Source organism: Microbacterium salitolerans, from assembly GCF_019720895.1.
Lineage (GTDB): Bacteria > Actinomycetota > Actinomycetes > Actinomycetales > Microbacteriaceae > Microbacterium.
In genome coordinates this window covers 710,270-736,246 of record NZ_JAHKSH010000001.1, presented here as the reverse complement: position 1 = coordinate 736,246, position 25,977 = coordinate 710,270, and the positions used below count along the sequence as shown (strand labels likewise).

General features: G+C 66.0%; 17 protein-coding genes, 1 tRNA gene and 1 pseudogene. 9 read left to right on the top strand and 10 right to left on the bottom strand.

The window, feature by feature from the left end:
* Positions 1 to 921 (bottom strand): hypothetical protein (locus KOL93_RS03185; protein WP_221583837.1); only part of this gene is annotated, 921 nt, incomplete at its 3' end.
* 185 nt (positions 922 to 1,106) lie between these two features.
* Here KOL93_RS03185 and KOL93_RS03180 point away from each other — a divergent pair.
* Positions 1,107 to 1,188: transfer RNA gene (locus KOL93_RS03180), tRNA-Tyr, on the top strand.
* Between the two features lie 745 nt (positions 1,189 to 1,933).
* Here KOL93_RS03180 and KOL93_RS03175 read toward each other — a convergent pair.
* Positions 1,934 to 7,312: a DUF7927 domain-containing protein gene (locus KOL93_RS03175; RefSeq protein ID WP_260405841.1), complete on the bottom strand. Its 5,379-nt coding sequence runs from the start codon at positions 7,310 to 7,312 to the stop codon at positions 1,934 to 1,936.
* 496 nt (positions 7,313 to 7,808) lie between these two features.
* On the opposite strand from KOL93_RS03175, the gene KOL93_RS03170 reads away from it, so the two are divergent.
* Complete coding sequence (locus KOL93_RS03170; RefSeq protein ID WP_221583835.1) at positions 7,809 to 10,211, top strand: helix-turn-helix transcriptional regulator; 2,403 nt, start codon at positions 7,809 to 7,811, stop codon at positions 10,209 to 10,211.
* Positions 10,212 to 10,471: 260 nt separating this feature from the next.
* Here the strand turns inward: KOL93_RS03170 and KOL93_RS03165 are convergent, their stop codons facing one another.
* The 4 genes from KOL93_RS03165 to KOL93_RS03150 all read right to left on the bottom strand — a co-directional run bounded on the left by KOL93_RS03165 (position 10,472) and on the right by KOL93_RS03150 (position 16,573).
* Positions 10,472 to 10,954, bottom strand: a complete 483-nt coding sequence (locus KOL93_RS03165) for an NAD-dependent epimerase/dehydratase family protein (RefSeq protein WP_260405840.1) — start codon at positions 10,952 to 10,954, stop codon at positions 10,472 to 10,474.
* Between the two features lie 60 nt (positions 10,955 to 11,014).
* Positions 11,015 to 14,434, bottom strand: a complete 3,420-nt coding sequence (locus tag KOL93_RS03160; RefSeq protein ID WP_221583834.1) for a prealbumin-like fold domain-containing protein — start codon at positions 14,432 to 14,434, stop codon at positions 11,015 to 11,017.
* A gap of 1,075 nt (positions 14,435 to 15,509) precedes the next feature.
* Positions 15,510 to 15,785 (bottom strand): YrhK family protein, encoded by a 276-nt coding sequence (locus KOL93_RS03155; protein WP_221583833.1) that lies wholly within the window; start codon positions 15,783 to 15,785, stop codon positions 15,510 to 15,512.
* Positions 15,786 to 16,318: 533 nt separating this feature from the next.
* Positions 16,319 to 16,573: an NAD(P)-binding domain-containing protein gene (locus tag KOL93_RS03150; protein ID WP_221583887.1), complete on the bottom strand. Its 255-nt coding sequence runs from the start codon at positions 16,571 to 16,573 to the stop codon at positions 16,319 to 16,321.
* A 75-nt stretch (positions 16,574 to 16,648) separates the two neighbouring features.
* Between KOL93_RS03150 and KOL93_RS03145 the strand changes: the two genes are divergently transcribed.
* The 6 genes from KOL93_RS03145 to KOL93_RS03120 all read left to right on the top strand — a co-directional run bounded on the left by KOL93_RS03145 (position 16,649) and on the right by KOL93_RS03120 (position 21,406).
* Positions 16,649 to 17,026, top strand: coding sequence for a MerR family transcriptional regulator (locus tag KOL93_RS03145; protein WP_221583832.1), 378 nt, complete (start codon positions 16,649 to 16,651; stop codon positions 17,024 to 17,026).
* Between the two features lie 99 nt (positions 17,027 to 17,125).
* Positions 17,126 to 18,358: an MFS transporter gene (locus KOL93_RS03140; protein ID WP_374107099.1), complete on the top strand. Its 1,233-nt coding sequence runs from the start codon at positions 17,126 to 17,128 to the stop codon at positions 18,356 to 18,358.
* Positions 18,359 to 18,412: 54 nt separating this feature from the next.
* Complete coding sequence (locus KOL93_RS03135; protein WP_221583830.1) at positions 18,413 to 19,768, top strand: NtaA/DmoA family FMN-dependent monooxygenase; 1,356 nt, start codon at positions 18,413 to 18,415, stop codon at positions 19,766 to 19,768.
* A gap of 37 nt (positions 19,769 to 19,805) precedes the next feature.
* Positions 19,806 to 20,678 (top strand): aldo/keto reductase, encoded by an 873-nt coding sequence (locus KOL93_RS03130; protein WP_221583829.1) that lies wholly within the window; start codon positions 19,806 to 19,808, stop codon positions 20,676 to 20,678.
* 207 nt (positions 20,679 to 20,885) lie between these two features.
* Entirely contained in the window at positions 20,886 to 21,131 is a 246-nt protein-coding gene (locus KOL93_RS03125; protein WP_221583828.1) for a hypothetical protein, read from the top strand.
* Between the two features lie 50 nt (positions 21,132 to 21,181).
* Positions 21,182 to 21,406, top strand: coding sequence for a hypothetical protein (locus KOL93_RS03120; RefSeq protein ID WP_221583827.1), 225 nt, complete (start codon positions 21,182 to 21,184; stop codon positions 21,404 to 21,406).
* A gap of 26 nt (positions 21,407 to 21,432) precedes the next feature.
* Here KOL93_RS03120 and KOL93_RS03115 read toward each other — a convergent pair whose 3' ends face one another.
* From KOL93_RS03115 to KOL93_RS03100, 4 genes and pseudogenes are all read right to left on the bottom strand, one after another.
* Positions 21,433 to 22,347 carry an alpha/beta fold hydrolase gene (locus tag KOL93_RS03115; RefSeq protein ID WP_221583826.1) on the bottom strand — a complete coding sequence of 305 codons (915 nt, stop codon included), beginning with the start codon at positions 22,345 to 22,347 and terminating at the stop codon, positions 21,433 to 21,435.
* Entirely contained in the window at positions 22,344 to 22,826 is a 483-nt protein-coding gene (locus KOL93_RS16310; protein ID WP_221583888.1) for a TetR-like C-terminal domain-containing protein, read from the bottom strand. Before KOL93_RS16310 ends, KOL93_RS03115 begins: the two co-directional genes overlap by 4 nt.
* 6 nt (positions 22,827 to 22,832) lie before the next feature.
* Positions 22,833 to 23,030 (bottom strand): annotated as a pseudogene (locus KOL93_RS16420) (helix-turn-helix domain-containing protein); the annotation flags it as partial.
* A 113-nt stretch (positions 23,031 to 23,143) separates the two neighbouring features.
* Complete coding sequence (locus KOL93_RS03100; RefSeq protein WP_221583825.1) at positions 23,144 to 25,039, bottom strand: S9 family peptidase; 1,896 nt, start codon at positions 25,037 to 25,039, stop codon at positions 23,144 to 23,146.
* A gap of 133 nt (positions 25,040 to 25,172) precedes the next feature.
* Here KOL93_RS03100 and KOL93_RS03095 point away from each other — a divergent pair, with 133 nt between their 5' ends.
* On the top strand, positions 25,173 to 25,970 hold the full coding sequence (locus KOL93_RS03095) for a MerR family transcriptional regulator (protein ID WP_221583824.1): 798 nt from the start codon (positions 25,173 to 25,175) through the stop codon (positions 25,968 to 25,970).
* The last annotated feature ends 7 nt before the right edge of the window (positions 25,971 to 25,977 follow it).

Below are 25,977 nucleotides of genomic sequence, written 5' to 3'. Positions count from 1 at the left end.
CGGCGGGGCGGGAGGCTGCGGCGGGGCCGCGGGAGCCGGCGGGACAGGCGGCGCCTGCGGGACGGGCGGCGCCTGCGGGACGCTCGGAGCCGCCTGCGCGGGCTGCAGCGGCGGCGCGCCGGGCGCCGGTGCGAACTCGTGAGCACCGGGCGAGCGGACCCCCGACATCTGCGCCGCGAAGTCGGGCTGGCCGTTCGGCAGCATCGGGAGCGGCGTGACGCCGTCTCCGTACGTCGGCCACGGCAGCGGTTCCGCGGCGGGAGCGGCGGCACGCGGGGAGCGCGGCCGGAACAGCGCCGTGATGAGCGGGATCAGCGCGGTGCCGACGGCGCCGAGGATCGCGAGCGACACCATGATGCGCCCGTACATGTCGGGATAGTCGAACAGGTCGGGAAGCGTCAGCGTCACGAGCACCATCAGCAGCAGCGCGAGCACGATCGCCGTGGTCGCGTACATGAGGATCCGCGTGAACGTCGTGACGTAGCGCGCATGCGCCTTCCACAGGAGGCGCTGATGCAGCACCGTCAGCTGCAGGCAGGCGACGATGAGAATGAAGTTCCACACCTTGAAGAAGGCGTCCCAGTCGTCCCAGGCCATCCAGATGAGCGTGAGGCCGCAGAGCATCGCGATGACCCACGACGCCATGCTCGCGAGCACCAGCCACGGCGCGCGACTCTGCGCGAGATGCGCGTCGAGCAGCGAGACCCCGGCGAACGCCGCCAGCAGCATGATCGTGAGGAACGCCTTCGGGATCACGTCTCCTTCCGGAGACACGAGGACCCAGATCACGCACACGATCGCGGCGGCGATGAGCGCGCCGATCGCGACCCACATCGCGCCCCGCAGAAGGAGGGGCATCCCCGGATCCTCGGCAGGCGGCTGTCCGGGCTGCGGCGGCTGCGGCTGAGCAGGTGTCGTCATGATGTGTCCCCCTGAGTGATGATGTGTTCACATCCTTCCACTCCGCACCCGCTCGGCGGGAGGAGAGCCCTCCCCGCGGATCCACAGGCACGCCCGAGCCTCTCGATTTTCGTCGGGGTCCGTTCGCGCGTATGCTTTCCTATTGCGTCTCCGGTCGGCTGAGTAAGTTGGGCGGGTGCGCACTTGGCGAGTTGCCCGAGCGGCCAAAGGGAGCTGACTGTAAATCAGCCGCGGAATGCTTCGGGGGTTCGAATCCCTCACTCGCCACGTTGGGTTGTGCAGGGTTCTCGTGCTGAGAGTCCAGGAAACCGCGCGACAGCGAAGCCCCCAGGGAGACCTGGGGGCTTTGTCGTGTCGGAGGCGGTTCTGAGAGCGGCTCGGGCGCGACGACGAAGCTGTCGGCCAGCTCGTCGGCGCATACCTGGCTCAGACCGAGCGTGAGAAGGCCCTTCACCTGGGAACCGGGACGATCGACGAGTTGCCGGAGCGCTATCGCGTCGAGGCCGAGAACCCCCAGCACGCCTACGCGCATGCGACGGTCTAGGTGGCGGACCTGAATGCTACGACTGTCGGCGTCATCGTGGTGCAGGAGAAGTCGTGGGCACGCGAGGTCAAACGCGTATAGGTCGAGCCCAGCGCGCGGCCACCGAGTCGGATCGGCGCTGCTCGACGCCGCCCTGCGCGTGGAGAACGAGCCTATGCGACTCACGGTGTGGGACGGACGAGACGATGCCATCCGGCTGTACCGGAAGCGCGGATTCGCATCTGTCCCGTCGTGGGACGCACGTCCCAGGCTTCTGTGTATGGAGCGTCAGCCCATTTGGGTACCGATGCACGCTGACTGTTCGCTGCCGTGCAGACGAGGGGCCATGAATCGCTGACCCGACAGCAGCCTTCACGTCAGAAAGCCCGCGGCTGACCTGAAGCGAGCCATCGCGCAGACATTCGCACGCTGCAACGCCAGAGAGCGCCGCGCGGTGGCGCGGCGCTCTCTGGGTCGGATCCCAGTCGATCAGATGATGTCGTGCGCCTCAGCGCTGCGACGCCTGCTGATCAGCATCAGTCCACCGCCGAGCAGGAGCGCGAGTACCGCCGCGCCGATCGCGCCGAACGCGACCGTCCCGCCCGTGTTCGGCAGATCCGGCCCCGGAGCCGGAGGATCCACCACGGGAGCGGGATCGATCGGGTTTTCGGTGCACAGCGGATCGGCATCCCCGCACTCATCCTGAGGATCTTCAGAAGCGAGCGTGAGGAAGTTCGCCAGCTGGTGATCGCCCTGGTCGTCGTATGCGTTCACGACGATCGTGTACGTCACGCTGAGCGTTGCGCCAGCCGGCACCTCGCCCGTGACGTGGAGCTTCCCGTTCTCAGGACCGGCGACGGTCAGGCCGTCGTCGGCCGCAATCTCTCCTGAGAGGGCGGCGTCGTCGAGCACGCCGTCCATGTGGTCGGTGTAGTCCACAGCCGCGGGCGCCTGACCCGTGTTCTCGAACGACAGCGTGTACGTCAGCTCATCGCCCGCAATCACCGTCGTCCCCGATTCCGGGTCGACCGACTTCGACGGCACGATGTCTCCGATGGGGTTGGTCGTGCAGTCCGCGAACTCGCCCTCTCCGGGTACGCACTCGGGCGTGGGCACTTCCTCGACGTCCGGTCGGATGAGGAAGTTCGCGAGAATATCGTCCCCGCGTTCTCCCGACTCCTTCACGAGCACCGTGTACGAGACCGTGACGACCTGCCCGGGCTCGAGTGCGCCATCGATCATGATCCGTGCGCCGTCGCGAACAGCCGTCAGAGCGTCGTCAGATGTGCGCGGTTCCGAGATGACCTCGGCATCGTCGAGCAGGTGGCTGAGGTCGTCGACCTTCTCCACCGTCCCGATTGCCGCGCCGTCGTTTCGGAACGTCAGCGTGTAGGTCAGCTCCTGACCGGTCACGACGGGTGTCCCGGACACTGGGTCCACGGACTTCTCGTCGCTGATCTCCGGCACGTAGTGGACCGTGCAGTTGTCGTCCTCCGGCGCGCACTCTGCGTCGGGCTCTTCGCCTGACGGCAGCACCACATTGGCAAGTCGGTCATCACCGCGCTCACCATCGGCGCCGATCGTCACGACGTAGGTGACCGTGACGGTCTGTCCCGCCTCCAGCGAGCCCGTCACACGAATCGCACCGTCTTCACCGGACGTCGCCGCGAGCGCAGAATCACTTGTTTCGGGCGCCGACGTGAGCACGGCATCGTCGAGCACGTTCGTCAGGTCGTCGGTGTAGTCCACCTCGCCCGGGGCCTGCCCGGTGTTGGAGAACGTCAGCGTGTACGTCACGTCCTGACCCGGCTGAACTGTCTCGCCCGAGTCCGGATCCGACGCCTTCTGTGCATTAGTGACCGGCATGGGCGTCGTCGTGCAGTTCGGGTCGCTCTCCTCACAGCCACCGGAGGGAGGTTCCTCCCCTTCCGGCACGAGGAAGTTGTCCGCGACGTTGTCACCACGCTCAGACTCCGGCAGCACCGTGACGGTGTAGGTCACAGTCACAGTTTGCCCGGCGGCCAGTTCTCCCGTCACTCCGAAGGTTCCGTTCTCGACATCCGAGACGCTCAGCGCATCGGCGGACGCCTCAGGTGCGGCAGAAAGCTCCGCATCGTCGAGGACACCCGAGAGGTCATCCTCGTGGTCGACGATCGCCGCACCCTCGCCCTGGTTGTCGAAGGTCAGGGTGTAGGTGAGCTCCGTCCCCTCCGTGACGGGGTCGGACGAGGCCTCGACGGCCTTGGAGGTGAGCAGGTGTCCGACGGGCGTCATCGTGCAATCGGGGTGCTCGGCGTCCGTCGGCTGACACACGGGCAGGGGCGGTTCCTCGGGAGGCGGCCCCTCCAGCAGGAAGTTCGCGGCGATGTCATCACCGCGCTCCTCATCCGCCTTCATCGTCACCTCGTAAGTCACCGTGCGGGTGTCCCCCGCAGGAACCTCGCCCGAGACGAAGATGTGGACACCGTCGCGCTCGACCTCGAGACCGTTCGTCGACGTCGGCTCGACGGTCACGTCCGCGTCGTCGACGACGTGCGTGAGGTCGTCGGTGAAGTCGACCGCCGCCGGCGCCTGCCCGCTGTTCTCGAAGAACAGCGTGTAGGTGAGCGTGGTGCCCTCCGCGACCGGCGTGCTGTCCGCTTCAACGGACTTCCACGCGTCCAGCTGCGGAATCGGGTTCTCCGTGCAGGACACACCGTCATCACCGCACTCCGGATCGGGAGTGTCGCTGTCGGCGAGCACGTTGCCGAGCCGGTTGTCCCCGCGTTCGAAGTCGGGCAGAACTGTCACCGTGTACACCACCGTCACCGTCTGACCGGCCTGCAGGTCTCCCTCGACGACGAAAGCATCGCCCGAACGCTCCACGCCAAGGGCGTCATCGGAGACCGTCGGTCCCGCAGTGAGCGCCGCGTCGTCCAGCACGCCCGTCAGGTCGTCGACGTAGTCGACCGAGCCTGTCGCCGTGCCGTCATTCGCGAACGTCAGCGTGTACGTGACCTCCTGGCCCGCGACGACCATCGAACCCGACTCGGGGTCGACCGACTTCGCAGCGGTGATCAGTGGGATCGGAGTCGACGTGCACTCCGGGTCGGCTTCCTCACAGCTTCCCCGCGGAGGCGGGTCCTCTCCCGGCGGCACAAGGAAGTTGTCAGCGCTGTTGTTCCCGCGCTCGTCATCGGGAAGCACGGTGACCTCGTAGGTCACCGTCGCCGATTCGCCGCCGGCGAGCTCGCCGGCGATCTCGAACCGTCCGTCGACCACATCCGTGACCGTCACCGAATCCGTGTCGGAGGCCGGCTGCGTGAGCAGCTCGGCATCGTCGAGAACCGACGTGAGGACGTCCTCGCGAGACACGGGGGTGGTTGCTTCGCCGATGCTGTCGATCGTGATCGTGTATGTCAGGACCGTCCCGGCCTCGACAGGATCCGTCGACGCCTCGACCTGCTTGCTGTACTCGACCGCCGCGATCGGCGTGAGTGTGCAGTCCGGCAGTTCGCTGTCGGTCGGCTCGCATACCGGCTCCGGCGGCGTCTCGGGCGGCGGGCCCTCGAAGAGGAAGTTCGCCGCGAGGTCATCGCCGCGCTCGCCATCGGCCTTCACCGTCACCTCGTACACGACGGTGTACGTCTCGCCTGCGGGAACATCTCCCGTCACCGCGATGCGGTTTCCGTCGAGCTCGGCAGTCAGCCCGTCCGAAGATTCCGGCGCGAGGGTCACCTCCGCGTCGTCCAGGACGTGCGTCAGGTCGTCGACCGCATCGACCGCGGCCGTCGACTGCCCGTCGTTGCTGAAGTGCAGCGTGTACGTGAGCACCGACCCCGCGACCGCGGGCGAATCCGTCGTCTCGGCGGTCTTCCACTGCTCGAGATCCGCGCCGGGGATGCGCACGGTGTCGCATGCCTCGGCTCCCGGAAGGACGAGAGTCTCGGGCACGCACGCCGTGTTGATGAGCTCGTTGTCGCCCTCGGCAGAGTAATCGACCGAGTACGTGATCTCCGCGAACTCGCCTGCGGCGAGCACGCCTTCCCAGGTCAGCTCCGGCTCGGCGTAGCCGACCTCTCCGACGGTCGCGGCCTCATCGCCGTTGAACGTCGCGGAGTCCAGCACGTCCGTCAGATCGTCGGTCAGCGTCGCCGGCGCATCCGCGGTGAAGTTTCCCGGGCCCTCATTGGTGACCCGCACGGTGTACTCGACCTGCTGACCATCGAGCGGGAGCTCCGTGGTGTCGGCCGCCTTCTCGATCGTCAGACGCGGAAGCTCGTACTGGACGACAGCACACGGCTCCCCCGTCACGGGGTCGCGGCCGTTCTCGTCCGCGGGATCGCACTCCGGCGATTCCGTCTCCTCGGGATCGTTCGGCTCCCAGGCGACGTTCGTCACGTCGCCGTCGCCGCCGGCCATTAGCTCCACGGAGTACGTGATCTCCACGGACTCGGTGGATGCGAGCGGACCGCTCCAGGAGAGCAGGTCGCCGTCGACAGAGGGAACGCCGGGACGATCTGCCGTGACATCCCCCTGGTACGCGCCATCTTCGATGACGGCCGACAGGTCGTCGAAGACGAACGCCGGGTTCTCCGCGGTGTAGTCTCCCTCGCCGTTGTTGGTGGCGGTCACCGTGTACTCGATGATGTCGCCCGGACGAGAGTCGGGCGTCGCGTTCGAGGTCTTCTCGATGTCGAGGACCGGGTCACACGCGATCGCCGAGTCCTGGTTGTTGTCGGCGTTGTCATCTTCTTCGTTCCCGAAGATGCTCACATTGTTCTCGACACATTCACCGGGCGCAGTCTCGGTATCGAAGGTGATGCTGATGGTCGTCGAGGTGCCGGCCTCCAGCCGCCCTCCGTTGAGGCGCAGCTCCCCTGGAAAAGAATCAGGATCCTCCTGGACGTCCCCCTCGAAGACCGGATTGCTGAGACCATCGGGGATGGTGTCGGTCATCTGCCAGCCACTCGAGACACCAGGACCGTTGTTCGTCACCGTGATGTCGTAGGTGACCGAGTCGCCGCTGGTGAATGTCGCAGCGCCGGTCTTCTCGATCGAAAGGTCCGCAGGAAGACCGGGAATCGACGTGCCGTCATTGCGATTGGAGCTCGGCCCGGGCACGGTCTGCCCGGTGAAGAACGAGGGATTCGCGGATGCGCCGTCCTCGATGACGAGCTGTGTAACTACTCCCGAATCGTTCGCTGACACTCCGAGATTCCCGTTGCCGAAGGTCCATGCTGCGCCGTATCCACCGCCCGAGGCAGGGAGCACACCGGGGAAGATGTCAAGCGCACCAGTGATCACGTCGATTCGATGGAGGCTCCCGTCAGAGGCCGCGCCCCATGCGTAGCCATCCTTGAAAGCGAAATCCTGCACACCCGTGCCGACACCGAGATCGATCGTGTTGACGACGGCACCCGTCACCACATTGATCGCGAGCACAGTCGTCTGCGGCGCGGTGCTGTCCGGCACACCGGAGTCGGCCACGTAGTAGAGCCCGTCCGCGGGATTGAAAGCTCCGACGAAGAAGCGAGTCGACCCATTCGGATGCTGGTAGGGCGCTGTGCGCACGGGCTCGGTGCCATCCTGACCTACTCGGACGAGGGTGCCGATCGGGTACTCGTCACCTCCTTGAACGATCCCGTACAGGTAGTTGTCTGCGGGATTGAATCCGATGGCGTTGTATTCGACACCAGGCTCCAGCGTTCCTTCAGGAGTGAAATCGAACGACCCATCCCCGGTGGTCTCGGCACGATAAAGCTGCGATGGCGACTCCTGAGCGACCAGGACTGTCGGTGAATCTGGCAGGAACGGATCCCCCGCCACCGCCAACGCAGGCTGTGCCACTCCGAGTACACCCGCAGCCCCGAGCAGACCACCGACCATCGTCGCTGCGATCGTGGCCGCAATCGAACGACGCGGTTCACGTCGCGCTCCCATCATCGGGCGACTCCGGCGATTCATGTGATCCCGCCCAGTGTGCGTCCCGGCGCGCAATCGCACCTCATGTCGGCAAAGGACATATACCCCTCCAGAATTCTCCGCCGGCCTCGTCCTGCAGACGCACCGGTGTCGCACTCGGTCACTCGAGGTGAGCGGCCCGCGGTTGAGGCTCTCGCGGTGACATGCCCGCTGGGGAGGGTGCATCGACAAATTACCCCCGAGTTACCCCCTCATCGCGAAGGGCCCGGGTATTCCGCCTCATAAGCGGCCCGTTTCCGCGCCCGTGAGAGGCACGAACCTCCTTGTGCCCCAGCCCCAGAGGCTCGACACCCGCGAGTTCGCTCGGTCTCTCAGTAAGGTCGATCGGGTTAGCGCGGACGCTTACCCGGGTACCCACAGCGTCCCTGGGTACTCATCGACGGCGACGGGAGGAGAGGGTTTGGCAGACGATCGGTGGGATCGGCTGGCGAAAGAGTTGTCCGCCGATGCGCAGCTCGTGGTCGTTCGTGCGTCCAGCGGGCAGGGGAAAACCAGCCTCCTTCGCAGCTGGGCATCGTGCCTCCCCCGCAGCGTCGTCATTTGGCCCGACACAACGCCGCCTCCGACATCGGCTGCCAGCTTCTGGATGCGCGCAATCACACTGCTCCACTCACGCGGCCTCGTCTCGGATGAGTTCCTCTACCGCACGACCGCCGAAGCCAGCCAGGCGGATGACGCGGTACTCACAGGTCTCGGAGAGGCCATCTCGATAATCGATGACCAGCCTGTTCTCGTCATCGATGACCTGCAGGCGCTCGTTGACCAGTCTCTCTATCAGCAAGCTGTGGACGACATCGTGCGGCTGATCGACCGCGCCCCACAGGTGAAGATCGTCGTCAGCGAAAGCGACACGAGCGCGATCGACAGCGTCCAGACGGCGCACATCCGACGCGTGGATATTCGCTCACACGACCTGCCAACGTCTGGGGCGACGGTCGGCGCCCTCCAGGAGATCCGAGACCCGAACCTGCTCAAGCACCTGTGCATCACTGCGCTCCCTCCGAGCGTCGACAGGCATCTCGCAGTGATACTCACGGGGAACGAGCGCAGCGCGGAGCTGCTCGACGACTTCGAACGGCTCGGTCTGGGTTCCTGGGTGAAGAACGAACTGCAGCATGCGAGCTTCGAGTACCGGGGCGCGATCCGCCGGGAAGCTCTGAGCTTCCTTCGACGGCAGTGGAGCGAGGACTGGCGCGCCGCGTCCCGAGAACTGGCCCGGTGGTACCTCGCACACGGGCACCCCGAACTCGCCCTGGAGTATGCCATTGACGGCGAGGAGATCGACCTCGTCGGGCACATCGCACTGAGAGCGTTTCCACTCTCGATGAGGCTCGCGGAGCTCACGCTTGACCGAATCGCCGCTCTCCCTATCGGACGGGTGAAGGAAAACGCTCTTCTCTCCATGTGGATGGGCATTCAGATCGAGCTCTCACCTCGGTCGCACCTCAATTCGGAAGAGTTCTTCCGTGCCGCGATCGACGCCGCGCGGGTGCGCCCCCGCGGCCTCAGCGATACCGAACGACTGCTCTTCGTTGGAATCGAGGCATACGCGCTGCGGAGGACCGGCGAGGCGCGACGCAGCGCTGCCGCTGCGATGCGATTCCACGCCCGTGCCATCACAAGCATGGCAGCCGATGGCAGCGACCCCGATCTCGACCACGCCTTCGCACACTTCACCTACCAGGCATGCGTGTCCTTGATGTACGGAGATCAGCACGCCAAGGCGATGGAACTCCTCACGGCCAGCGAGCGGTTCTGTCACACACGAGGGATCGCCTACGGCCGGAACTCTGCGATCGCAGCGCGCTCCTATCTGGAAGCCATCGCGGGACGCACGCACGACTCAGAAGCGCTCGCCGTGCGTGTCTCGGACGAGGATTGGCCGCGAGTCTGGCGTGGCGGCAACATCAAGACGTACTTCCTACTCTCCGCGATCGTTCGCGCTGCCCACCGGGCCGACTTCGTAGCCCTTCGAAACGCGGTGGAGGATTTCCGCCCCACTGCGGGGACAACCGAACATTGGGACATTTTCCTCACCGGTGAGGTTCTGCTGCTCCTCGCCGAAGGGAACACCGGCGCGGCGCGAGTGCGGTTCGAGACGACGGTGCGGTCGAACGTAGACGCCATGATCCACCCGGGCATCCTTCGGCGGCTGACCACTCTTCGAAGAGTCCTCACCCTCGTAGGTGAACGGCCCATCATGGTGCCGCAGACGGCAGCGCGTGACTCCGAGTACCCGATCAACCTCGCCCTCCGTGCTGCCTTCGACCTCGACAGGCGTCGAATCGCGGCCGCATCGGAGAAGTTGGGGAGGGCCACGGTCTATGCCCGCACGCCCGTAGAACAGCACCTGGCGTTCACAATGCTCGCGCGGCTGGGGATCGCGAGACAAGACATGGAGAGCGTACGCAGCGCTGCGAGCCATCTGCACGTGCTTCTCCAGGAGCACGGACTGCGCATCGGATTCACTCTCCTCTCTGTTGAGGAGAAGGAATCAGTTCTCGCAACGACGACGAACGCTGGCCCGCTCGCCGAGGCGTTCGCCGCTCTGCGCCCGTTCAAAGACCAATCCACGTCGTTCGCCGATCTGGCACTCACGCCAAAGCAGCTCACGATCATCACGCAGCTCGCCCGACATGGCGATAGGCAGAAGGTTGCTCAGGAGCTTTACCTGTCTCCGGCAACTGTGAAGGCACACCTCCGCACGATCTACAAGAAGCTCGACGCCCACAGCCAGGCGGAAGCGATATTCAAGGCCGCGGCAGCGGGTTTGATCGTCGAGCAGACGTTCTCGGAGCGATAGCCGTCGTGACTGGCGCAATGGCGATGCGACTGCTTCGCAGGCGCTCAGATCAGTGGCCGGGCACCTTCTGCTGGTCCTACTGCCGGCGCATCAGCACGGCCAGCCGCGGGCCAAGCGCCATAGACCCCGATCGGCTGCTGCGCCCAGTGTCTGCGTCGCCTGCGGCACTGAGGCCCTGACATCCCCCAGCTTTAGACGACGCCGACCGTCTCTGAGTCGTGGATGATCTCCGCGAGCAGCACGAGCTAACCTGCTCCGGGTCATGTCGCTCGTGCGACCCGGCTGTCGCGCAGGATGTGCGCCGAGGTCAGGTAGGCGGGATGACTCAGCGCGCCCTGCCCCTCCACGATGATGATGTCGGGATCCTCGCCCTCGAAGGCGGCGACGATCTGGTTCTCCACCTCGCCGGAGCAGAACTGCGGCACGAGCGCGTCGAGAGCGACGCCGTAGCGGCCTCCCTGAATGATCGTCGTCTGCCCGGTGCCGACCATGACAGCGCGGATCCCGCGGTCGACGAGCGCCTGCACGACGAGCGTCGCGGTGGTGCGCTTGCCGATCGCGCCGTCGGTGCCGAGCACCGCGATGCGCGGGCAGGTGACACCCTCGATCCGGCCCGAGAAGAGGTGCAGATCCTTCTTCTCGCGCAGCCGATGCGAGCACAACCATGCCTCGGCTGCGAGGGCTCTGCGCGAATTGCGCAGAGCCCTCGCAGCCTGGGGGCGGATGAGAAATGGGGTTCTCATCCGCCCCGTCTGCCGATGCACTCGGTCATCGACAGGCTCTGTGCGAGACGGGCGTCAACCTCAGGACGACGGGCTCTCCACTCGCTCGTCTCGGAAGCGGCGCGTCAGGAGCAGCCCGACCCCCGTGAGCAGCGCCAGCAGCGCGGCTCCGATCGCGACACCGCTGATCTCGCCACCCGTTGCGGGGAGGTCCTCCCGGGGAGCCGGCGGCGCGGCAGGCTCGGACGGCTCGGACGGATCTGAGGGGTCCGGCGACGGGGCGCTCGGCGGCTCGGACGGATCTGAGGGGTCCGGCGACGGGGCGCTCGGCGGCTCCGTCGACTCGGGCTCGGGGTCCGGAGTGGGCTCAGGATCCGGTGTCGGGTCCGGCGTGGGCTCAGGATCCGGCGTGGGTTCCGGCGTGGGCTCAGGATCCGGCGTGGGTTCCGGCGTCGGCTCAGGATCCGGCGTGGGTTCCGGCGTCGGCTCAGGATCCGGCGTGGGTTCCGGCGTCGGCTCAGGATCCGGCGTGGGTTCCGGCGTCGGCTCAGGATCCGGCGTCGGGTCCGGCGTCGGCTCAGGATCCGGCGTCGGGTCCGGCGTCGGCTCAGGATCCGGCGTCGGGTCCTCGCCCGGCGTGTTGTAGAAGGTGACTTCGTCGGATGCACCGTTCTCAGCGACGTCGACGTCGACCGTCTCCGTCGTGGTCAGGTACCCCGCCGGAGCGTCGAGCTCCTTTACTGTGTAGGCGCCCGGCTCATCGACCTTCACGTTCTTGATCGCGCCGTCGGCGTCGAACACGCGCAGCGCGCCGTCGACCACCATGACATCGTCGACCACGACGGCGCCATCGGCATCCAGGATCTGGAAGTGCGCGTCCTCATCGGTGATGACGACCGTGCTGTCCTCCGCGTCGACCTTCTTGATGCTCAGCGGGTACCCGTCGGACGGTGTGATGGTCGCCGAGGTGGTCCCGATCGTGTTCACGATGGGCTCATCGACGTCGTAGTCGGCGATGCGCACCAGAAGGTTCACCGAGGGTGCGCCCTGGCTGGCATCGAGAACCGTGCCCTCCTTCTGGAACAAGGTGACAGATCCTGCCGGAGCACCGTCCGTCGGGGCGTCGTAGCGCGCCTGGACGTTGCCCACGAGATCCTGCACCTCGATCGACGGGTTCGCGCCGTCGTCGACGTTCTCGTCGCTCACGAAGCCGACGAACTCGACACCTTCCGGGAGCGTGTCCACGACATCGAGAATCGGCACGCCGTCATAGTCGCCGTGCGGGATCAGCGTGATGTTGTAGACGTACTCGTCGCGGATCAGGTTTCCGTCAGGGTCGACTTCCGCGCGGAGGTTGCTCGTCCACTCCTGGTTCGGGGTGTCGCGCACCTCTTTGCGGACCTCTGCCTCGTCGCCGTACGACGTCGCGTCGGTCGTCACCTCGGACCAGTACAGCACCTGGTCATCCGCGCCGAACAAGGACGCCTTGTTGGCGATCTCGACCGTCTCCTTGCCGACGAGCGGCTTGGTCGACAGAGGAATGTCGAGGACGAACTGCTTGTCTGCGCCCCAGGCGTCGATCTTCTCGATGCCGGCCTCGCTGAGCGCGATCTCCAGGTCGCCGTCCGCGTTCACGGAGAGGGCGAAGTCATCGGTGCCCATCTCGCGCCACCAGTCGTAGGTGGCGGTCAGTCCGGACTGGATGGCGTCGAGGTCGCTGATGTCGAACACGTTGGTGTCGATGTGATCGACGATCGTGCTCTGGGTCAGGTCGATGCCTTTCCCTGCGCCCACTGTGAAGGTGTACGTGACCGTCGCGGACTCACCCGGATCCACTTCGACCACGGACGGCTCCGCCGTCTTGTTGAAGTAGTCCGACGCGTTCCAGCCGTCCTCGTTCTCCTCCGTCGTCGTGAGGATGTTCTCGTAACGCGCATCGTGGAACACGTCGTCGCCGTACGTGTAGCGCGCGACGTTCGTCACGCCGTACTTCGTCTCGCCGGGGACATCCGTCCACTTCTCCGCGAGTCCGTTGATCGTGGTGATCTCGGCCGCCACGGTGATCTCAGCCGTCGTCTCGGAGTCGCGACCGAGGTTGATCACGAGCGTCTGGCCGTCGATGTAGTACTCGCCGACGTGCGCGTCGGCGGCGAAGTCCTCACCGTCGGCCGGCGCGGCGACCTCTGTGAGGTCGAATCCGGTGCTCGTGACAGGATCCTCCGCGGCGAACGCGATCTGCTCGGGCAGCGTGTCGGTCACGACGACGTTGCGGTCGAGGGTCTTCTTGGCGTTGCTGCCATCGAAGGTGCCGAGGTCGACCGAGAGCGTGTACGTGACGTCCTCGAAGATCGTGCCGTCCTCGCCCGGTTCGACCGCGCGCTCCTTCCAGTCGGCGGACTTCTGGAAGGCCTCTCCGACGTTCGGTCCCGGAATCCCGGCGATCGAACCGCCGAATCGGAAACTCGCGTCACGGGACTCGCTCGATCCGAAGATCGCGGTGTTCGTGAGAGCCACCTCGTACGAGCCGCCATCGTCCGTGTTCACGGCATCGGCTTCGGCCTGCAGCGCGTCCTCGAGCGCCGCGCGCGCGGCCTCGTCCGCGACGGCGGCCTCGTACGTGATCGCTGTGCGCGACGTTCCGGGAAGATCGATGGCGCCGGCGAACGTGCCGCCGACGATCTCGGGATCGAACGCGACCTCGGCCGTCTCCTCGTTTAGACCGTCCTCGTCCCACGTCGTCTGAGTGGCGCGGAACGAGCCGTCGACATAGGCGAAGCCGTCGGGGAGCTGGTCCGCGACCGCGTATCCGGGCTGCGCGTCGTTCGTGTCGATGTTCAGGCGGTACGCGACGGGCGCGCCGATGATGTCCTCGGAGAGGGTGACGTCGCCGGTCTCGGCGTCGTAGGACACGTACTGGCCGAGGTTGCCGTTATCAGCGACCGCCTTGCTGACGCCGTCCGTGACGTCGGCGAACCGATCTCCATTGTCTCGGACGATCACGTCGATGCCCTGTTCTTCGCCGTCGAGGCTCCACGAGATCGTCTCGTGCGAGCTGTGCTCGACCTCGTCGACCACGAAGTCGAGCTGGAGAACGCCCTGGTTCACGTCCGACGGCCACGGGTCGGCGAAGGTGAGGATGACCGAGTTCGGGTCATCGGGCGCCGGCTCGATGCTCGTGACCGCCGAGTTGCCCGCAGGGAGGTCTCCGAGGGTGAGGCCGGCACCGAGATCGATCCTCGCGGTCGAACCGGGCGCGACATCGCTGCTGTACTGCACCCGCATCGTGACGGTGTCGCCCTCGGAGACGACTTCCGTGCCGTCGTAAGTGTCGCCATTGAGGGTGACCGTCGTGGTGACGCCCGGCGTCGCCGCCGACGCCGCGGATGCTCCGGCGCCGACGAGACCCGTCACGGCGAGGAGCAGTGCGAGGAAGCCCGCGAGGGCGCGATGGATGAGAGGCGAGCGTGTGAGGACGCCGCCGGGGTCAGTATCTGATCTCAAGAGATCCTCTCCGGGTTGGTGATGTCGCTGCCGCGCTCCGCAGGCGCACGAAGGCGCCCCGGGGCTCCGTCGTGAGACGCCGCTCAGGCGGTCATCGTGTGAGCTCACTCGTCTATCGGGTCGCCGTGTGGCGTAGACGGTGCACGGCGTGCGGTCAACTCCTCGCCCGCGCGATGGAGCCGGAGAACGCGCCGTGTTCTCCGTCCCCTACTGTCGCCCGGAGGCGGACACGCCAATGACGCGCGTCCGGGATCTACCCCCGATTTACCCCCTGCTCCAACTTTGAACGTGCGACCCGCGTTATGATTTAGCCCAGCCGCAGTCTGCGCGCGCGAGCGCCAGAAGTGCCAGGCGACCTGCACGACAGCCGCGCTGAGAGCGGGTCCCATCGCTACGAGAACCAGGGAATCGCGCGCATGGCGCGGGGCCAGAGCCTGGGCTTGACGAGCAATGGCGTTCTCGTCCTGCCTGCATGCGTCCCGATGCACTCGATCATCGGCAGGTTCTGTCCGACACGGGCATCATCCTCAGGGCATTACACGGGTTGATGCGGGAGGAGCTGCGTATCACGATCGCGACCCGAATCGAGTCGAGGTATCACCCGGCGTCGTCTGTACGCGCTGCCCGGGACGTTGACCCCGCTCGTGCACGAGTCCGTCATCAACACGCCCATGGCCCTCTCGGCCCTAACCACGAACTGTCACGTGTTCGGGCGTCAAACTCGAGCGACTTCTGGGCGGCATGTGGATTCTGATGCTGCGAGGCGCCGATCGAAGAGGCCACGGCGCTGGAGTTCTTTCCAGCAGACTACGAAAGGGCCTCATTCGCCCTCTTGCCAACACGGTGACGACCGATCGTGTTGGGTCTACGGAGCAGGCATGGGGACATCCCCTCTGGCGCACTCTTCCGATACGCCATCTCAGATGTCACCCACTCGCTCGGCAGAGCCAGATGAGGCATGAAGAGCCCGGTATCCATCGGGTAGCGCTCGGCACTACGGCGTCGGTCCGTCGATTCCACGAACGCACTGAGACGCCCCGAACGCGCCTCCCGAGGAATTCGCCGCCAAGCCTCGTCAGTAGTCGCCACCAGCGTCTGTGGGTCCTCCTGACACTCGTTGCACATGAATGTGTCGCACGAGCCGGATGGCGGGTCGCAGGAGCAGCTGGAAGCTGCCGATCACGAACAGCCAGGTGCCGGCGGTGGATGTCTCGGGCGAGAAGAACAGGAAGCTGCCGACGATGAACCACACCGCGACGAGGATGTCGTTGATGATGCTCAGCACCTCGTAGCGGTGCCGGATCACGATCTCTTCGTTGCCGAGGCGGATCTCGATGTCTCTCTCACCCATACCGCCCGACTATGCAAGAACGCGTTGCCCCCTGCAACGCCAGGGACCCCCCTCCCTCGGGGAGCCTGACACGATCGGGTGTCCAGTTCCCCCCCGAGAGCGGAGACCGGGGCTGCTGTAAAGACCGGTCCCGGCGCGTGAACCCGCGACGGATGCCGAGGCAAACTAAGCAGCTCGGAGGATTAAGCAGGTCTCCCCGGAGGATGCGCCGTCACAGGAAGGAAAGCACCTCCCGGCATTCCGCGGGACAACGAGTTCCCTGCACACCCCACGTTGGGTTGTGCAGGGTTCTCGCGAAGAGAGTCCAGGAAACCGCACGACAGCGAAGCCCCCAGAGAGATCTGGGGGCTTTGTCGTGTCAGGCGCGGTGGAGCCGCTACGTGCGGAGCACGTCGCCTTCTGATGGACGGCGCCGCCGAGCGCTGCGTTCGCGGTGGGCCATGCGTGCCGTCGATGTGCTCTTGCGTGTACGCCGGTAGCCGCGGGTGCGGGAGGCGGGCACCTCGGGCGCCGCACCCATGATTTGCGTTCCTTCAGGAGGAAGTCGCGAATCTTGCTGATACTGGCCGCCGCGACGACGAGCACCATGAGGAACGACTGCGCGGTCGTGCCGCGAAGTCGCCGACGGCGTCGACAGCTTTGACGGCGCGGGCGGCACTACGGAGGGCTGCGGGGCTGATCGCCCCCGGTCCTCGCGAGTTCGCGATCATCACGTCGTGACCGCCCATAGGCAGCCGCTCGGACAGGATGGAGCCGATCGCGCCGGCGCCGAGGATTCCGATTCTCATGGGTAGAGCCTTTCTCTCGATGCTCTCCTGTAGCCTCAACCATGACATCAGTGTCAAGGTCAAGAGGAGTACTGAATGAAGATCGGGGAACTCGCTGCCCGCACCGGAGCACCCGCCCGGATGCTGCGGTACTACGAAGCACAGGGCCTCATCCAGCCGGTGCGTCTGCACAACGGGTACCGAGACTACGACGACTATCTTGTCGATCGAGTCATCAAGATCCGCGGGCTGCTCGACGCCGGGATACCCACTCGGATCATCGGTGAGATCCTGCCCTGCTTCGACAAGCCCAACTCCGTGGTCCCCGTCGATCCGGACCCGAGGCTCCGGGAGACACTGGTGCGGCAGCGCGAGCGCATGTCCGAGAACATCCGCGTTCTGTCCGAGAACCGCGCGGCAATTGATCGGTACATCACCTCCATCGACGACGCACTCAGCGCTCGATCGGCCTGAGCCGCCGACGGCTAATGAGGAGCCGTCCGCAGCGGAAATCCCGTCATTGGAGAGCAGGCCCGAGGCGCAGGCATTTAACCCGATTTGACCTTGACACTAATGTCAAGGTTGGAGACTGGCGAGATGTCGAAGACCTCCTTGCCCCCTGCACGATCTTCCGCTCCTGCGCGGCTCCCCCTCGGTGCCCTGTTAGCACTCGCCACGAGCGGATTCTTAACCGTCATGCTCGAGACACTTCCGGCGGGTGTCCTGCCCGCCATGAGCAGTGACTTGGGCGTCTCGGAGGGGACTGCCGGACAGACGGTCACCCTTTATGCGCTCGGAGCACTCCTAGGTGCCATTCCAATCATCAGCGCAACGATGGGATGGCCCCGTCGGCGGCTGCTCGTCATCGCGTTGAGCGGCTACGTCCTCACCAGCCTGATCGTCGCGGCGTCACCGGTATTCGCAGTGACGCTGGCCGCGAGGTTCATCGCGGGCGTCTTCGCCGGAGCCCTCTGGGGAATCCTGGCGGGATACGTCGGTCGCATCGTCGATCCAACACAACGAGGCCGCGCCCTGACGATCGGACTCTCCGGGACCCCGATCGCCCTCGCGTTCGGCACGCCCGCAGGGACCCTGCTCGCTTCAGCCATCGGCTGGCGACTCACTTTCGTGACCATGGCCGTCATCACCGCAGGCGTGCTGGTCTGGGTCCTGGCAGTGGTTCCTCCCCTCCCGGGGCAGGAACGGCACGAGCGCACGACTGCACTCCAGGCGCTCCGAATCCCCGGGGTTCTGCCGATCATCGCCGTCGCTCTGTTCTTCTTCTCGGGTCACGCCCTGCTCTATACCTACATCGCACCGTTCCTCGCCCTCGCAGGCATGGGCGACACGGTTAGCGTCGTGCTCCTCGTGTTCGGCGTATCGGCCCTTGTCGGCCTCTGGGTGACCGGACTCTTGATCGATCGGCATCTACGCGTACTCATGCTGGTCACTACCGCTGTGTTCGCGCTCGCGGTCCTCGTGCTCGGACTGGCCACGAGTGCGCCCAATGCGATCATCATCAGCATTGTCGCGTGGGGAGTTGCCTTCGGCGGGTCGGGAAGTCTTCAGCAGACAGCTCTGACGAACGCGTCCGGCACCGCCGTCGACGCCGCACAGTCGGTCCTTGTCACTGGTTTGAACCTGGGGATCGCGGTGGGCGGGGTCCTTGGCGGGCTCGTCCTGACCGGTTTCGGGGCCGGCGCCCTGCCCTTTGCGACATTGACGCTGCTCGTGCTCGTTCTCGTCATCGTCGCCGCGGGACGAAGGCACGCGTTTCCCGCTCCGCACCTGACAGATCAGTCGTGACCGGGTCCCACCCCTGGATGACGAATGTACTGCCCACAGGAAAGGGGCCCAGAGATGACTGCTGAGAAGAAGATGCTGATAAGCATGCAGCTGGGCAACGGGTACGGTGCCCCAACGCTGGCCTGGCGTGCACCCCATGTTGACCCGCGCAACTACACGAACCTCGACGCGTATGTGCGGTACGCGCAGGCAGCGGAGCGGGGCAAGTTCCAGTTCCTGTTCCTGCCGGACATGCTTACGCAGAGCCAGGGTTCCGATCAGGACTCGCCCATGCTGACGATGGACCCGTTCATCACGATGGCGATAATGGCTCGGGATACTCAGAAGATCGGCTTCGTGTCGACCGCGTCGACGACGTTCTACGAGCCGTACAACCTTGCGCGCCAGCTGAAAACTCTCGATGTGATCAGCGGCGGCCGCATCGGCTGGAATGCGATCACCACGTCCGATGAGGGCTCTGCAGCCAACTTCGGTACATCGATCGCCGGCCGCGACGAGCGCTACGGTCGCGCTCAAGAGGTCGTTCAGATCGTCCAGGCCCTCTGGGGCAGCTGGCAAAAGGACGCGTGGATCGCGGATCAGGAGTCGGGGATCTTCGCCGACCTGACGAAGATCCAGCCCATCAATCTTCAAGGCCGATACGTCGCCTCCCGCGGTCCTCTGGAGATCCCTCCGTCCAAGCAAGGACAGCCTGTCGTCTTTCACGCCGGCCAAAGTCCTCACAGCCTGGCACTCGCGGGCGGTTTCGCGAATGGGGTGATCGGGAACACCCATTCCATCGCAGACTCGATCCGCCAGCGCTCCAACGTTCGGCGGGCGGCTGAGCAAGCGGGCCGCAACCCCGACGAAATCAAGTACTTCGCAGGGATCAGCCCGACCATCGCACCCACGAAGCGTGAGGCGCTCGACCGGCGCGGCCTCTTCGTCGAACCGCGGATCCACCAGCAAATCGGCTACCTCGGGATGATGCTGGGGATCCCCCTGACTACGGCCGACCTCGACAGGTCCCTGAGCGCAACGGAGCTCGCAGCGGCCCGCGCAACTCCGTCGGACCCACGATCGATGACCGCCCTGGAGATTGCGCGAGAAGGATGGAGCGTTCGCGACATCCTTTACCACGGTGTCATCGACTACCACCCCGCTCCCGTTGGCCCCGCGCAGATCACTGCCGACCACATGCAGGAGTGGTTCGAGGCTGGCGCCTGCGACGGATTCTGGCTCAACCCGGATGTCTACGAGGACGGAATCGACGCGTTCGTCGACGGGGTCGTGCCTCTGCTCCAGCAACGAGGCCTCTTCCACCACGACTACGAAGGAGACACCCTCCGAGACCACCTTGGTGCGCCGCACCAGTACGGCAGAGATGACGACATCTCCGCCACCTCACCGACACCGATTCGCGTGACGTGAACGCACGTCTCTCGCCCCTGCCAACAGAAGGACTCCCATGATCGAACAGACCCCCCTCCCCGACAAGGCCCCCGCCACCTTCCTCCTGGGCGGCGACCTCGCCGTCTCGCGACTCGGCTATGGCACCATGCAACTCACCGGTCCGGGTACGTGGGGCGGGCCCGCGGACCGCGACAACGCCATCCGGGTGGTTCGCCGGGCGGCCGAGCTCGGTGTGACCTTCTTCGACAGTGCAGACGCCTACGGACCGGATGTCACGAGCGGCATTCTCCGCGACGCGCTCTACCCCTACGCCGGCAACATCGTCCTCGCGACGAAGGTCGGCCAGACCCGCCAAGGCCCTGACCAATGGCGTCCGAACGGCACGCCGGCTCACCTGCGACAGCAAGTCGAGGGGGAGCTCCGACACCTCGACGTCGACCGGATCGATCTGCTCCAGCTACACCGCATCGATCCGGCCGTTGCACTGGAGGATCAGATCGGCACACTGAAGCTCCTCCAGGAGGAAGGGAAGATCCGGCACATCGGCCTCAGCGAGGTCACAGTTGCCGAGGCCGAGGCTGCCCTAAAAGTCGCCCCCATCGTGTCCGTCCAAAATCTCTACAATCTAGCCCAGCGCAACGCCGAAGCGCTGCTCGACTGGGCCACGGAAAGGAACATCGGGTTCATCCCCTGGTTCCCGCTGGCGACCGGCGGACTCACCGGCGAGCACAGCCCGCTCACAACGCTCGCAACGACCCGAAGTGCGTCGCCCGCGCAGCTAGCGCTCGCCTGGCTATTGAAGAGGAGTCCCGTCGTCCTCCCCATTCCGGGCACGGCGAGCGTCACCCATCTCGAAGAGAATCTCCGCGCCGCGACCATCGACCTCCGAGGTTCGGAGTTCGATGCGCTCTCCCAGGCGGTCCAGTAGCGTACTGTCAGCTCGCTCCGACCTGTTGCCAAGACTGCAGAACCCCGACTGTCTGAGGATGTCGATCGGGCAGTGATTCACCCTGATTTTCGTTCCTATCGGGCGGTTTGGGAGACATGTGCACCCAAGGGTGTATCGAGGTCAGCGTAGTAGTCGGCTTCGACCTCGGCAGGCGTGCGCATGTCGAGCTCTCCGTGGAGGCGCTGGTTGTTCCCCACCACACGTGTTCCAGAGTTCGTCCTGCTCGACCGTGCGCCACGGGCCGCGGCGGCGAATCAGCTCGGTCTTGCAGAGCCCGTTGACGGCCTCGGCCATCGCGTTATCGAAATTGTCGCCGACGGTTCCCGTCGACGGCTTCGCGCCGAGTTCCTCGATCCGGTCCGTGTAGACCACGGCAAGGTAGTTCGATCCGTGATCGGCGTGATGAACGAGCCCGTCGAGGTCCCCGGCTGACGGCTCTCGTCGACGTCGAGGCGCTCCTTCCGCAATCGGAGCGTCTCAGGGTGGACGCCGAGCTTCGCGGCGACGTGCTTGATCGCGGCGTGATCGGTCTGCTGATCGGGGCGAGCCTCGCTCAACATCCGCAGCGCACGCTGACGGAACTCGGCCGGATACGGTTCAGGCATAGCTCCGCCCTCCACAAGGAAAGGACGGAACGAAACTCAGAGCGAATCACGTCCCCGACGCCGGACAGGAAACCGATGCCGACGATCCCGTCCTCGCCCTGACTGCCCGACCACCCGAGCTCGATCGATCACTCGAGCGTTACACCACTCCACGAGACTTGACCCCGTGCCAGCAGCTTGCGGGCGAAGTTCGCGACAGCGCCAGGGCGCTCCTCGGCCATGAAGTGTCCAGCGTCGATCGACTCGAATGTGAAGTCCGGTGCCCATGCGCTCCAGATCTGCGTCGGGTCGAATCCGAGTTGGCTGCCCCAGTCCTGCGAGATCGCGGCAACGGGCATCGTGAGCGCCCGGCCCGCGTCTCGATCAGCGCGGTCCATGTCGAGGTCGACACTGGCAGTTGCTCGATAGTCGGCGACGATCGAGGGCACCGCAGCGACAGAGGCCTTGATGTAGTGATCACGCAACTCGGGCGAGAACGTCGCCCCCGAGGGGTCCCAGGCGTCGAGAAACGACGAGAAGAACTCCTCTGCCACCGCAGCGATCATCTTCTCCGGAAGCCCCTGGGGCTGCGCCATGAGGTAGAGATGCCACGCGACCTTCGCGTCGACGCCGCGCAACACATCCCAGGTATCCAGCGTGGGCAGGACGTCCAGTACCCCGATGTGCGAAACCCGGTCTGGATGGTCGAGTCCTGCACGGACGGCGACGAGTGCACCCCGATCATGGCCGACGACGGCGAACCGTTCGTGTCCCAGTTGAGAGGCGGTCGCAACGACGTCGGCGGCCATCGTTCGCTTCGAGTACACGTCGACGCTGTCGGCGTCGGGCTTGTCGCTGTCGCCGTAACCGCGGAGGTCTGGTGCGATCACGGTGAAGTCGCGCGCGAGGTCACGCGCGACGGCGTTCCACATCAGATGTGTCTGCGGGAAGCCATGGAGCAGCACCACGGCGGGCCCGACGCCAGCATGCGCAACGTTGAGCGCTACCCCGTCCGGCCCGTGGATGCGATCGTAGGCGAACTCGGGGATGGCGAACTCGGTCATCGAGGGGTCCTGCTCTCAGTGGGTCGGTGGGTGGAAGGTGTTGGGCTCCCGGAGAAGATGCCGTGCTGTCCGGCAGGTATGCCGCTGCGCAGAGCGGGAATGAGGACCGCATCGACGAGTGCCGCACGGTAGGAAGCGTCAGTCGACAAGCCATTGAGTTTGCGAATGATCAGGGTGGCCGCAGCGATCTCTTCGTACGCGAACGGATCCGCTGACTCGGGGAGCTCCCCGCGAGCGATGGCCGCCTGACGCACCGCCTCCGTCAGACGCGCTCCGGTGGGCCCGGCGGATGCTTCGATGAACTCGCACAGCTCCGGATCTCGCAATCCCGCCTGCATGATCGCCAGGCTGACGGGTTCGCCGGCGTCCATCGTGGATTCCAGCCGCTCGAGGAGTGCGAGCAGATCCCCGCGCAGCGACCCTGTGTCGATGGGTTCCGGATTGTTCTGAGCCGCGGGCCCCGCCTTGATGGCGGCCACGACCATCTCCTGCTTCGTTGCCCACCTCCGATACAACGTCCGCTTGGACGCCTGAGCCCGTCGCGCAACTTCCTCGAACGTCACTCCCTCAACACCCACATCACTCATGACATCGAGAACGGTTCGGAGGATCTCAGCCTCGCGGACTGGATCTCGTGGCCGACCCGGTGGGCGCGACCTTTCATCATCTTTACGATACGGCACGTGTCGTAACCTAACATGAATCGCTCTCGGTGCGTTTGCATCCGCACGAGAAGGAGGACTATCCCGTGTTCCTGCTACAGCCCCTGGGCGGCGAGCGCAGGGTGGATCCCGGCTCAGGTCAGGTGCCGGGCGAAGTGCGCGGCGATCGCGCGCTGCAAGCGGATCTCGTTCTCGGGATTGCCGAAGCCGTGGCCCTCGTCGTCGGCCAGCAGGTACTCGACCGGGATCCCGCGATCGCGCAGCGAGGTGACGATCCGTTCCGACTCCTCGCGCCGCACCCGGGCATCGTTCGCGCCGTGCGCGATCAGCAGTGGAGCGGTGATCTCATCCACCCTGCTGATCGGGGAACGGGCGAGCATGTCCGCCTCCTGCGCGGGGTTCTCCGGGTCGCCGACATAGGCAAGCCAGCTGCTGGCGATGTACGGACGACTCACGGGCGGGAGACTGCGCAGGAAGCTCGACAGGTCCGCGATACCGACGAGATCCACGGCCGCCGCGAAGCGCTCCGGGGTGAACGCCGCTCCGACGAGAGCGGCGTACCCGCCGTAGGAGCCGCCGATGATCCCCACTCGATCCGGGTCGGCGATGTCGCGGTCGACGGCCCAGTCCACCGCGTCCAGGAGATCTGTCTGCATGGCGCCGGCGAACTCGCCACGCGCGGCGAGGGTGTGGCGCCTGCCGCAGCCGGTGGAGCCGCGGAAGTTCACCTGCAGCACTGCGTACCCGCGGTCGGCCAGGAACTGGGCCTGTGCGCTGAAACCCCAGCTGTCGTGCGCCCACGGCCCGCCGTGAACCACGAGCACCAACGGCAGCTTCCTGGCGGGGATACCGACAGGAAGGGTGAGGTAGGAGTCCAGGGCCAACCCGTCGCGGGCGAGGATCCGGACCGGTTCCATGGGGGCGAGATGCGCGGGGTCCAGGTGCGGATGAGGCTGGAACAGGCGGCGGCTGCGGCCGGTGTCGTGGTCGTACAGCCAGGCCTCCGGTTCGCGGTCGTGAAGAAAGGTCGCGACCCAGCGTGCCCCGGATGCGTCCGAGCTCAGGGAGCCGAGGACGCCGTCCGAGAGCGCGCTCAGAGCCGTGTGCACCGCGGCGAATCCCGGGTCGATCACTTCGATGTGCGGGCGGGGCCCCGTGAAGCGTGCGGCGAGGATATTTCCGGTCGCCCGATCGGTGAACAGGGTGGGTGGCAGCACGCCGGGGGCCAGCATGCCCATGATGTCCAGGCTCCGCCCCGGGACGGCCGCCAGCACGGCCGCCTCCGCAGTTTCCCGGTCGACGCGTACCAGCTGCAGGTCATCGTCCTCGAGATAGAGGCTCAGGATGAGGCCCCTGCCATCGGGCGTGGAGCGCTGCACCTCGATCCCCATGGGCTGCTCGGCTCCGCCGGCGCGCAGCAGAGGGCGTTTCTGGCCGGTAGCAGCGTCGAGCGCGAAGAACTCGGTGCTCCCGTCCTCGGTGACCCGGGAGACGAATGCCGGTTCGCCATCCCGGTCCAGCAGCAGGTCGACCCCGGCCTCGGCCTGCTCGTGCAGCAGGGAGATCTCGCCGGTGCTCACGTCGATCAGGAAGATGTCCAGGCGCGCGGGCCGCTGGTTCATCGTGGCCAGCACCGTCCCGGGCCGGGAGGGCATCGGCTCGGCGAAGAACACCCGCGACCCCGGCTCCAAGGGAGTCAGGTCGCGCGGTGCGGCCTCGGGATGATCGAGGTCCACGCGGAACAGGTGCCAATCCTCGTTCCCATCAGTGTCCTGGAGGTAGAGCAGCCAGCGGGGGTCGTCGCACCAGAAGAAGGTGAGGATTCCGCGTCGGGAGTCGTGGGTGACGCAGCGGGCGCCCTCGTGCTCCTGATCGATCCCCCGCACCCAGACGTTCCTCCGTCCACCTGACGGTGCCAGATAGGCGAGCGTGGTGCCGTCAGGGGAGATCACAGGGTGGGAGAAGGCGGGATCGCAGAACAGGTCCTCGGCCTCGAATCGGTGGGGGACAGACGCAGCACGCACGGTCATGGGCTCCTTCAGGGAGATGGAAGCGGTGCCCTCAGCCGAAACGATGCCCTGGGGGCAGAGTCAAGGCCCGACTTCCGATTCCCCGCCACAGCCGAGAAGATGGCCTCATGCACGACCCGTTGAGCGACGTCTGATGGCCTGGAGCACGCGCCGACTCGCCGACCTCGCGGGCACCACCGTCAAGACGGTCAGGCATTACCACGCGATCGGCCTCCTCGAAGAGCCCGCCCGGGCCGGGAACGGCTACAAGCAGTACGGCACGCCCCACCTCGTGCGGTTGCTGCAGATCGGACGCCTGCGAGAGCTGGGCATGCCGTTGTCGAGCATCGCGGAGCTCGATGAAACCGGGGAGGCGTTCACACGGACGCTGCGCGCCCTCGATTCCCAGCTCGCCGCCTCCATCGACCACCAGCAGCAGCTGCGGATCGCGATCGCGGAGCTCCTGCGCCATCGCGCCGACCCCGACGTCCCTGCCGGGTTCGCCGACCTCGCGGACGATCTCACACCTGCCGACCGCGCGATGGTCATGATCAGCGCTCGAATCTATGACGAGCAGGGCCACCAGGATATGCGGGCCATCGTTGCGCACCACCGGGAGGCCGACGATGCCTTCGACGAGCTGGCTTCGGATGCGACGGCCGACGAGATCCGGGCTGTCGCCGCTCGTCTGGCTCCCGTGCTCCGAACGATCCACGAGCAGTACCCGCACACGCGGACCCCGCCGCTCGACATCAGCAGACGCACCTCGATGGAAGACCTCGCCCAGGCGGTCACCGACCTCTACAACCCCGCCCAGGTGGAGGTTCTGCGCCAGGCATACCGGCGCGCGCGCGAAGATCCCACGGACTCCGCCCGGGTCGCCGAGTCGCAGGAGATATCCCGCACCGATGCGCGGGCATCCGCGGGACGGATCGCGCCGACATCACCGTGACCGGACA

Bases quoted from the DNA above. Each gene is read 5' to 3' on its own strand.
- KOL93_RS03175 (WP_260405841.1), bottom strand. From the start codon at position 7,312: ATGGTCGGTGGTCTGCTCGGGGCTGCGGGTGTACTCGGAGTGGCACAG.
- KOL93_RS03165 (WP_260405840.1), bottom strand. From the start codon at position 10,954: ATGAGAACCCCATTTCTCATCCGCCCCCAGGCTGCGAGGGCTCTGCGC.
- KOL93_RS03155 (WP_221583833.1), bottom strand. From the start codon at position 15,785: ATGGGTGAGAGAGACATCGAGATCCGCCTCGGCAACGAAGAGATCGTG.
- KOL93_RS03150 (WP_221583887.1), bottom strand. From the start codon at position 16,573: ATGAGAATCGGAATCCTCGGCGCCGGCGCGATCGGCTCCATCCTGTCC.
- KOL93_RS03145 (WP_221583832.1), top strand. From the start codon at position 16,649: ATGAAGATCGGGGAACTCGCTGCCCGCACCGGAGCACCCGCCCGGATG.
- KOL93_RS03140 (WP_374107099.1), top strand. From the start codon at position 17,126: ATGTCAAGGTTGGAGACTGGCGAGATGTCGAAGACCTCCTTGCCCCCT.
- KOL93_RS03135 (WP_221583830.1), top strand. From the start codon at position 18,413: ATGACTGCTGAGAAGAAGATGCTGATAAGCATGCAGCTGGGCAACGGG.
- KOL93_RS03130 (WP_221583829.1), top strand. From the start codon at position 19,806: ATGATCGAACAGACCCCCCTCCCCGACAAGGCCCCCGCCACCTTCCTC.
- KOL93_RS03115 (WP_221583826.1), bottom strand. From the start codon at position 22,347: ATGACCGAGTTCGCCATCCCCGAGTTCGCCTACGATCGCATCCACGGG.
- KOL93_RS03100 (WP_221583825.1), bottom strand. From the start codon at position 25,039: ATGACCGTGCGTGCTGCGTCTGTCCCCCACCGATTCGAGGCCGAGGAC.
- KOL93_RS03095 (WP_221583824.1), top strand. From the start codon at position 25,173: ATGGCCTGGAGCACGCGCCGACTCGCCGACCTCGCGGGCACCACCGTC.